We start from the raw sequence: 8541 nt of genomic DNA on the forward strand, positions 1-8541 counted from the left end.
CTTCCTGAATTATTGATCAATAAATGTGCACCAATGGCACAGATCAGGAAGATTGTACGATTCCATGTATACACAGCGCGTGCAGCGTGTCGACTTACTCCTCAATAACTGAAGAACGCTGCGCCGCATAGCATTTCGCGAGAGGCGCAGCACCAAACGAGGATTTCCCATGGATCTCGAGCTTCGCGACAAGCGCGTTCTCATCACCGGAGCATCGCAGGGCATCGGCGAAGGCATTGCCGAAGTCTTTGCCGAAGAAGGGGCAATCCTGCACCTGACCGCCCGCAGCGCCGACAAGCTGGAGGCCATCGCGGACCGTCTGCGCAAGGCTCATGGCACCGAAGTGTCCGTCTACCCGATGGACCTGACCGGCGGAGCCGCGCCGATCGCGCTGGCAGAACAGGTGGGCGAAATCGACATTCTCATCAACAACGCGGGCGTCATTCCCGGCGGCAACCTTTGGTCGACCGATGATGCCGCCTGGCGTGAGAACTGGGACTTGAAGGTGTTTGGCTATATCAACATGTGCCGTGTCTTCTATGAGAAGATGAAGCGTGCCGGCGGTGGTGTCATCATCAACGATATCGGCAACGCAGGTGAGAATTTCGACCCCGATTACATCGCGGGCACCACGGGCAATGCCAGCCTCATGGCCTTCACCAAGGCGCTGGGTGGCCGGGCGCTGGACGACAACATCCGCGTGGTCGGCGTGAACCCGGGCCCAGTGGACACCGGCCGGATCTACAAGCTCCTCAAGCGCCGCGCCATCGACTGGTACGGCGACGAGAGCCGCTGGGAAGAACTGCTTAACACCTATCCGCTCAAGCGCCCTGCAAAGGTGCGCGAGATTGCCGACCTGATGGCGTTCCTGGCCTCCGATCGTTCGGGCTACACCACCGGCGCGATATTCACCGTCGATGGCGGTATCACCTCCCGGGCCTCGATCATCTGATGACCGGTACCGTCGGCACTTTCCGCCCCATCCTGGATCCAGCGCCCGCTCAAGCCTTTCCGCTGCACTATGGCGGCTGCTGGCGAGATGGCGTTTCTGGTGCACGCCGCGCGGTGCGCCGCCCGGCCACCGGGGCCGAGGGCTGGAGCGTGGCCGAGGCCGCGGCCGAGGATGTCGACGCGGCCTGCGCCTCTGCGGCCAACTCCTTTCCCGACTGGGCCGCGCTCGACAGTGACGAGCGTGGCCGTCTTCTTTTGGCGCTGGCGGGGATCCTGCGGGAGCGGATGTCGGACCTCGCGGCACTGGAAGCGGCCGTCACCGGCCGACCGATCCGCGAGATGCGCGCCCAGATGGGCCGCATCCCCGAGTGGTTGGAATATTTTGCCGGCATCGCGCAAGGCCTGGAAGGGGGTTCGAACCAAGTGAAGGGTGGGTTTCTGACCTATACCCGGTACCGCCCCTACGGCGTCTGTGCGTTGCTGACGCCTTGGAACCATCCGATCCTCATCCTGGTCAAGAAGCTTGCCGCGGCGCTTGCCGCTGGCAACACGGTGGTGGTGAAACCCTCGGAGTTGGCTCCTGTCACGCCGCTCTTTCTGGCGGAATGGGCCAAAGAGGCCGGCTTTCCGGACGGCGTCATCAATGTCGTCACCGGGGGCGCCGAAGCCGGGGCCGCGCTGGTGGCCAACGCGCATGTCGCCCATATCGACCTGACCGGCGGCACCAAAACCGGCAAGATCGTCGCCAAGGCCGCGGCCGAGCGCCTGGTACCCTGCACGCTGGAACTGGGCGGCAAGACCCCCGTTGTGATTTTCGACAGCGCCGAGCTGGACGAGGCCGTTGCCGGTGCGCTGTTTGCGGGCTTCGTGGCGGCGGGCCAAACCTGTGTGTCGGGAAGCCGTTTCCTGGTGCAGCGCGGGGTCTACGACGCCTTCGTCGAAAAGCTCGCCGACCGGGTGAAGGCCCTTAGACAGGGCAACCCGGCACTGGTCGAAACCGACATCGGCCCGGTGATCTCTGCCGCCGCGCGTGACCGTTGCTTGGGCTTCATCGAAGAGGCGAAAGCCACCGAGGCGCGGTTGGTGGCGGGCGGTGTGCTGCCCGATCTGCCCGCAGATATAAACGGCGGGTTTTTCGTCCCGCCCACGGTTTTCGCCGACGTCGCGCCCGACAACACGCTCTTTCGGGACGAAATCTTCGGCCCGGTGGTCTCAATCACGCCCTTCGACACTGAAGAGGAGGCGGTGCAGCTTGCCAATGACGGTCCCTACGCGCTCGGCGCCTCGGTTTGGACCCGAAATATCCTGTTGGCACATCGCGTGGTTGGTCGGCTCAGGGCAGGCGTCGTCTGGATCAACGACCACCACAAGAACGACCCGCGCTCGATCTGGGGCGGTTCGGGCGCGAGCGGCTATGGCCACGAAAACGGCTGGGACGCTCTGAAGGGCTATCTCGTCAAGGGTTCGGTCACCGTCCGCACCACCGACGAGTTCGGCGACTGGTTCGCCGGAGGCAGTCGCTATGGTTGACGAGCTTTCCGCCGAGATCCGGGACCTGTCGCTGGTTTACAAGGGCCGGCACCAGAACGTGACCGCGCTCTCCGAGGTGAGCCTCAGCATGGAACAGGGCGAGTTCGTCTCGCTCATCGGGCCCTCGGGCTGCGGCAAGTCTACGCTGCTTCGGGTCCTCGGCGACCTGCTTTCGCCGAGCGGCGGCACGGTGACCATCAAGGGCCGTACTCCGCGGGCCGAGCGGCTCGATCGGCGCATCGGCTTTGTCTTTCAGGAAGCCGCGCTACTCGAATGGCGCTCGGTGCTTGACAACATCGCCCTGCCGCTCGAGCTGCACGGAGCCCCGCGCAAGCTGCGAGAGGCCAAGGCGCGCGAACTGATCGAGCTGGTGGGGCTCACCGGCTTCGAGGCCGCATGGCCCCGTCAGCTTTCTGGGGGTATGCGCCAACGTGCCGCGATTGCCCGCGCGCTCTCGACCGAGCCTGACCTGCTGTTGCTCGACGAGCCCTTCGGCGCACTCGATCAGATCACCCGCGACCGGCTCAACATGGAGCTCGCGCGCATCCACGAGGTCACTGGCGTGTCTGTCGTGCTGGTGACCCACTCGATCCGCGAGGCGGTCCTGCTCTCCGATCGCATCGTCGTCATGACCCCGCGACCGGGCCGCATCGAGCGCATCCTCGACGACCCTCTGCCACGACCGCGAAGCCTTGGGACCCGACTTCTGCCCGAATACGAGGATCTCGTTCGCAACGGCAGCCGGGAGCTCGAAAAGGGCTATGCCAATGTCTGACAGCGCGCTTTCAATCCCTGCCGCCCGATCCGGCGCGCCGCTCTCGCACAGGTTGCTCGACATCGGCGAGCGCAGTTGGCCGGCCGTCCTGATCCTCGTGCTCCTGATCGCCGGCTGGGAATGGGCCTGCACGGCGCTGAACATCAAGCCTTACATCTTGCCCGCACCCTCGGCGATCCTGACCGCGGCGCTGAACGACGTGCCGGGACTGTCGCGCCATGCAGGCATTACCGCGTGGGAGGCTTTTGCCGGCTTTGTCATCGGCTCTGCGCTCGGGGCAGTTCTGGGCACGGCCTTTGCCTATTCACGCTTTCTTGCCCGCGGTTTTCTGCCCTTCATCATCGCGGCGAACACCATCCCCGTGGTGGCCATCGCGCCCATCATCATCATCTGGTTCGGCCATGGCATCGGCTCGAAAATTGCTGTCACCGCCTTTCTTTCGTTCTTCCCGCTGGCGCTGAATATGATGAAAGGGCTGCAGAGCTATGACCGCACCGTCGCGGATGTGTTTCACATCGCAGCGGCCTCCCCCCTTCAGTCCTTCTTCAAGATGCGCTTGCCCTCGGCCATGCCCTACGTCTTCGTGGGCCTGAAACTCAATGTCACCTTCTCGGTCATCGGCGCCATCGTCGCCGAGTTCGTGCAGGCTGACCGGGGCCTGGGCTTCGTCATCATGACGACCTACCGCACCATGGCGATGCCGAAGCTCTGGGCGGCGATGCTGCTCTCGGCGCTTATGGGCATCCTGTTCTTCCTCCTCGTCGCGATGCTCGAGCGGATCTTCGTCCCCTGGCATGCCTCGATGTCCACCGATCCATGAAGACCGGGGAACAACCCCGGCCGATCTTACCCAACAAGAGAGAACGATGATGAAAAAGACACTGATCTACGGGCTTGCGCTGGCTGCCGCGCCCCTCGTGGTACAGGCCGACTCCATGCGGCTCGAATGGGTTATGCAGGGTCAGTTCGCCGGCCCCATCATGGCGCTGGAGAACGGCTGGTACGACGAGGCCGGCATTGAGATGGAACTGCGCCCCGCCGGCCCTGATATCAAGCCCGCCGTCATGGTGGCAACCGAGGTCGACACCTACGGTATCGGTCATCCCAACCAGATCATCTCGGCACGCGCCAACGGTGTTCCGCTGGTGATGGTCAGCCAATGGGGACAGAAGGCTGCCAGCACCTACATCGCCCGCAAGGACGCGGGCATCGAACAGCTTGAGGACATTGCCGGTCGCTCGGTGGGCCTTTGGTTCGGCGGTGACGAGCACGAGTTCCTCGCCATGCTCAACAACGCGGGCATCGCGCAGTCCGACGTCGACGTGGTGAGCCAGGGCTACGACATTATCTCGTGGCTCAACGGCGACTACGAGGTCATGCAGGTCACCCGTTACAACGAGCTTCAGCTGGTCTACGACAACGGCTTCGCGCCAGAGGATCTCGTGTTCTTCGAACCGGGCGACTACGATGCCGCGTTGATTTCAGGCGGTCTCTTCACCACCGAGGAGCAGATCGCCGAGCATCCAGAGGCTGTGCAGCACGCAGTGAACGCCTCGCTGCGCGGTTGGCAGGCGGCCTTTGCCGATCCCGCCGCTGCCGCCGAAATCATGGTCAAGTACAACTCCGAACTCGACGTCGAGTTTCAGACCCGTCAGATCGAGGCGATGAAGGACATCGCCTGCGCGGGCCCGACGCTCGACGGCAAATTCGGCAGCACCGATCCCGCCGACTACGAGACCGCGCAGACCATCTTGCTGGGCGCCAAGCTGATCGACAGCGAGATCGATCTGTCCCAGGCCTTCACCAACCAGTTCGTCGACGCCGCGCCTGCCGAGTTCCGCGAGATCGCCTGCAACTGATCTGAGATCGGGCCGCACACCCGCGGCCCGCCCCCCACGGAGACTGACATGAGAGAGATCCGCATCCGCCTTCTCTGGCACAAGCAGGCCCAGTTCGCGGGCTACCTGCTGGCTGAAGAGCTGGGCCTTGGCAACGATGCCGGGGTTCAGATCGTCTGCGAGGGGCTGGATTTCTCCTGCAAGCACGTGAACGCGGTGCTGACCGGCCAAACCGAGATGTGCGTGGCGAGCCCTGCGCACCTGTTGGAATCCACGGATCCGGCCGCCTTGCGCTGGCTGCTGTCGATCCAGCAGAAGAGTCCGCTGGTCTATCCCGCCCGTCGCTCGGACGGGATCGGGACGCTGGCCGATCTCGCGGGGAAGAGCGCCGGGGTCTGGCCGGGGCACGAGGACCTCGAGTTGCGCTGGATGCTCTCGCGCGCGGGCCTGTCCGACGATGCGGTGACCCGGGTCGAGATGCCCGACACCGTGGCGCCCTTCCTGAATGGCGAGACCGCCACCGGCCAGATGACCTGTTACCACGAGTTGCATATGGTCGAGCAGGCCCTCCCCGTTGAGGACCTGGTGATTTTCGACGGCTCCAGCATTGGTTGCGCCATCCTCAAGGACGGGCTCATCGCCTCGGCAAAGCTGGTCGATGAGGAAACCGAGGTCGTGCAGGCAGTGGTGAACGCCGTGCTTGAGGGCTGGACCATCGCGTTCGACCAGCCCGAACTTGCCTTGGCCGCCTGCCTTTCCGTTCGACCCGACAGGACGCATGCGGAAGAGGCGGCACAACTTTCGGCCATCCGCGACCTGTCACTGACCGGAGCGACGCTGATCGAGGGGCTCGGCTTCCCGGACGCAGCGCATATGGAGAGTGCCGTGACGGCGATGCGCGAGCTGGGCGAGCCGGTGCCTCCAACCGTCGGGCTGCGCGATCCGCGGTTCTGGCGGGCCGCGCCCGAGCGGCTACGCCGCGCGAGTTGGGAGGCGTGATGTGACCAACTTGCCGCAAAGCGCAGAGGTCATCGTTGTGGGCGGCGGCATCGTCGGCCTGTCGGTGGCGCTTGCGCTTGCGGAGACGGGTGCGAAACCCTTGCTTCTCGAGGCAAAAAGCTTTGGCGGCGCGGTCACCGGTGGCAGCCTGGCTGCCATCGGCACACATATGCACGGGCTCGCGGAATACGAGATCATGGCTCATGCCTGTGATCTCTGGCGCGCTTTCGCAGACCGCACCGGCAACCCGTTCGAACACAACCCGCAGGGGCAGGTCGGGTTCATCCTCGACTCCGAGGGAATGCAGAGCGGCGAAGGCTGGGTCAACGAGGAGCGCGCCCTCGGCGCTCTCTGCCGGATGCTGACCCCGGCCGAGCTGGCCGAGGTCGAGCCCAACCTCACCGGCCCCGTGCTCGGGGCGACCTATGCGCCGGACACCGCGACAGTAAACCCCTTCCTGGCCACTCGCACGGTTCTGGCCGAGGCCCGTGGCGCCGGAGCTGTCGCGCTGGACCATGCACCCGTCGCGAACCTATTGGTCGAAGCAGGACGGATCGCCGGTGTCCGCATGGAGGACGGCACCCAAATCCACGCCACGCAGGTGGTGCTGGCCTCGGGGCCGTGGTCGCACGAGATCAGCATGCGCGCGGGCATTGCGCTGCCGCTGGTGCCGCGACAGGCGCAATGCCTCGCTACGTTGCGCCAGCCGAGAGACACGATCCGCCGCGTCGTGAGCGCGGTGGAAAGCCGTGGCGGCGTTGCGAGCGGTTACACCCAGATCCAGCAGGCCGCCTCGGGGCAGATCCTGTTCAACACGGTCGTGGATTTCATCGAGGCCCCGCGCGGGGCCAAGGACACCGTCCGGGAGGTGCCAAGCGGCTTCGTTCTGTCTTCGATCGACACGCTTGGCATGCTGTTTCCGTCACTCTCCGAGGTCCCGCTTCTGCGCTCTTGGGTGCGGTTCGAGGCGGTCTCGCCCGACGCCCGTTTCCTTGCCGGTCCGCTGCCTTGCGAGGGGCTCTGGGTCTGTGCCGGCGACAACGGCTCGGGCTTTTGCCGTGCGCTGATGCTTGGGCGCTTCCTGGCCGGCGAAATCACCGGCACTTCGGTGCTTGATGCGGACCTGCAAGCCGATGCGCGCAGCCTCTACGCCCCGTCGCGCCACGTGGAGGCCACCGCATGAGCAACGTCGAAATCCTGCTTGACGGCGAGCCTGTCACCTGTGCCCAGGGGTTGCCCCTGACCGAGCTTCTGATGTCCCGCGCGCCCTGGTGGCGCCAAAGCCCGAAGCTGCACGCGGCCCGGGGCATGTTCTGCGGGATGGGTCTCTGTTTCGAATGCGTGGTCGAGGTCGATGGTGTTTGGTCACGCGCCTGTCTTGAACGCACCCGTGCGGGCATGGAGATCCGCACCGGCCAACAGGGGGGCCGCGGATGACGGCAGAGCGGCTTTCATGCGATCTCGCCGTCGTCGGCGCCGGACCCGCCGGTCTTGCCGCGGCGATCGCCGCCGCGGGCGCAGGCGCCGGGGTGATCTGCCTCGACGCATTCTCCGAGCCGGGAGGTCAGTACGCGATGCAGCCCTCTCAGGCGGACAGCCCCTTTGTCGCGACCGCACCGGCGCGGCTCGGACGGGAGGCGGCGGCAGCGGCACGAGCGGCCGGCGCAGAGATCCTCTGCGACGCCGAAGTGTTCTGGTGCGCGCGGGTGCCGCGGGGCTTCGGCCTGTCGGTGAACCGTGGCGGCCGCGCCCTGGTGATAGAGGCAAAGCAGCTGGTGGTTGCCTCGGGCGCCATGGAGCGCCCCTTGCCCTTCCCGGGGTGGACACTTCCGGGGGTCATCGGCGCGGGTGCGGCACAGCGGTTGCTGAAAACCGGCACCGGTTCGCTGCCGCTTGCTGGCAAGACTGTGCTGGCGGGGAGCGGTCCATTCCTATTGGCGGTCGCGCAGAGCTTTGCCAAGGCGGGCCAGCCCCTGTCCCATTTCGTCGAGATGATGCGGCCGTCGCCTGAACACATCGCGAGGCTCTTCATGCGGCATCCGGGTAAGTTGCCCGAGGCGATGCGGCTTGGACTTGATGTCCGACGGACCGGTGCCGCGCGTCTCATGGGCCACATGGTGACCCGCGCGCTTGGGACGGACACGCTCGAGGCGGTCGAGGTCGCACCGATTTCGGCCTCGGGTTCGCCAGACATAACCCGCGCAAAGGTGATCAAAAGCGTGGGTACGCTTGCAATCGGTTACGGCTTTCAGCCGGTCATCGACCTGACCACCGCACTCGGCGCAAAGCATGATTTCGACGCGGCCCTCGGTGGCTGGCACTGCTGCGCCGACGCAACTGGCCAGACCACGGTTCCCGGCGTCTGGGCGGCGGGCGAGACGCTTGGCATCGGCGGCGCCGTGCCTGCGCAGCTCTCGGGGCGGATTGCCGGGGCGGCGGCGGCGCGGG

At 65.5% G+C, this 8541-nt stretch carries 9 protein-coding genes; all 9 read left to right on the forward strand.

The features are described from left to right. The first annotated feature begins 169 nt into the window (after nucleotides 1-169). On the forward strand, nucleotides 170-952 hold the full coding sequence (locus CVM52_RS01140; protein WP_100160888.1) for an SDR family oxidoreductase: 783 nt from the start codon (nucleotides 170-172) through the stop codon (nucleotides 950-952). After that, entirely contained in the window at nucleotides 952-2481 is a 1530-nt protein-coding gene (locus tag CVM52_RS01145) for an aldehyde dehydrogenase family protein (RefSeq protein ID WP_100160889.1), read from the forward strand. The genes CVM52_RS01140 and CVM52_RS01145 overlap by 1 nt, the downstream gene beginning before the upstream one ends. Further along, nucleotides 2474-3256 carry an ABC transporter ATP-binding protein gene (locus tag CVM52_RS01150; protein WP_100160890.1) on the forward strand — a complete coding sequence of 261 codons (783 nt, stop codon included), beginning with the start codon at nucleotides 2474-2476 and terminating at the stop codon, nucleotides 3254-3256. Before CVM52_RS01145 ends, CVM52_RS01150 begins: the two co-directional genes overlap by 8 nt. Beyond that, nucleotides 3249-4076, forward strand: coding sequence for an ABC transporter permease (locus tag CVM52_RS01155; protein WP_172720881.1), 828 nt, complete (start codon nucleotides 3249-3251; stop codon nucleotides 4074-4076). The genes CVM52_RS01150 and CVM52_RS01155 overlap by 8 nt, the downstream gene beginning before the upstream one ends. Before the next feature lie 49 nt (nucleotides 4077-4125). After that, a complete protein-coding gene (locus CVM52_RS01160) occupies nucleotides 4126-5115 on the forward strand; it encodes an ABC transporter substrate-binding protein (protein WP_172720882.1) in 990 nt (329 codons plus the stop codon). A gap of 48 nt (nucleotides 5116-5163) precedes the next feature. Further along, nucleotides 5164-6093: an ABC transporter substrate-binding protein gene (locus tag CVM52_RS01165; protein ID WP_100160893.1), complete on the forward strand. Its 930-nt coding sequence runs from the start codon at nucleotides 5164-5166 to the stop codon at nucleotides 6091-6093. Nucleotide 6094: 1 nt separating this feature from the next. Then, on the forward strand, nucleotides 6095-7276 hold the full coding sequence (locus CVM52_RS01170; RefSeq protein ID WP_172720883.1) for an NAD(P)/FAD-dependent oxidoreductase: 1182 nt from the start codon (nucleotides 6095-6097) through the stop codon (nucleotides 7274-7276). Continuing rightward, a complete protein-coding gene (locus CVM52_RS01175; protein WP_100160895.1) occupies nucleotides 7273-7530 on the forward strand; it encodes a (2Fe-2S)-binding protein in 258 nt (85 codons plus the stop codon). Before CVM52_RS01170 ends, CVM52_RS01175 begins: the two co-directional genes overlap by 4 nt. After that, nucleotides 7527-8541, forward strand: a 1015-nt coding sequence (locus tag CVM52_RS01180) for an NAD(P)/FAD-dependent oxidoreductase (RefSeq protein ID WP_100160896.1), incomplete at its 3' end; no start/stop codon positions are given. The genes CVM52_RS01175 and CVM52_RS01180, both read left to right, overlap by 4 nt.

This window comes from Pseudooceanicola lipolyticus, from assembly GCF_002786325.1.
Classification (GTDB): Bacteria; Pseudomonadota; Alphaproteobacteria; order Rhodobacterales; family Rhodobacteraceae; genus Pseudooceanicola_C; species Pseudooceanicola_C lipolyticus.